Below are 571 nucleotides of genomic sequence, written 5' to 3'. Positions count from 1 at the left end.
GCAGACCCGCGATCGCCCGCAGCATCGTCGACTTGCCCGACCCGTTCGACCCGATCAGACCGACCGCCTCGCCCCGGTACGTAGTGAAACTCACCCCGCGTACGGCATGGACCAGCCGGACGTTGGGCGACGACTTGCGCGAGATTATGCGTCCCAGGGCAGCGGTCGCGCTGCCCTTGCTGTTCCCCGCGCCGTGCACCCGGTAGACGATGTGCACATCGTCGACGATCACGGTGGGGACGCGGGTTTCGGTCTGCTCAGCCACGGCCGTACTTCTCCTCAGCCTTCCAGAAATACACGTACCCGCCGATACCCGCCAGGAGAGCCCAGCCCACCGCGACCGCCCACACGTGCGGCGGCATCTGCTCGGCGGTCACGCTGTCGATCAGCGCGAAGCGCATCAGGTCGATGTAGACGGCCACCGGATTGATGTCCAGCAGGATCTTCACGAAGTACGGTGCGTCCTTGGTGAAGTTGGCGATGCTGTACATCACGCCGGAGGTGTACATCCACGTGCGCAGGATGAACGGCATCAGCTGCGCGAGGTCCGTCATCTTGCTGCCCAGCCGGG

General features: G+C 65.1%; 1 protein-coding gene and 1 pseudogene. Both read right to left on the bottom strand.

Features of this window, described 5'->3' with window-relative positions; genetic code table 11:
* Nucleotides 1-265, bottom strand: a 265-nt coding sequence (locus C6N31_RS42405) for an ATP-binding cassette domain-containing protein (protein ID WP_307811615.1), incomplete at its 3' end; no start/stop codon positions are given.
* Nucleotides 258-571: pseudogene (locus tag C6N31_RS42400) on the bottom strand (ABC transporter permease); the annotation flags it as partial. The gene C6N31_RS42405 and the pseudogene C6N31_RS42400, both read right to left, overlap by 8 nt.

The organism is Streptomyces fildesensis, assembly GCF_016107395.1.
Lineage (GTDB): Bacteria > Actinomycetota > Actinomycetes > Streptomycetales > Streptomycetaceae > Actinacidiphila > Actinacidiphila fildesensis.
Note: the sequence above shows the minus strand (reverse complement) of the source record. Positions and strands in the feature narration are given on the sequence as shown.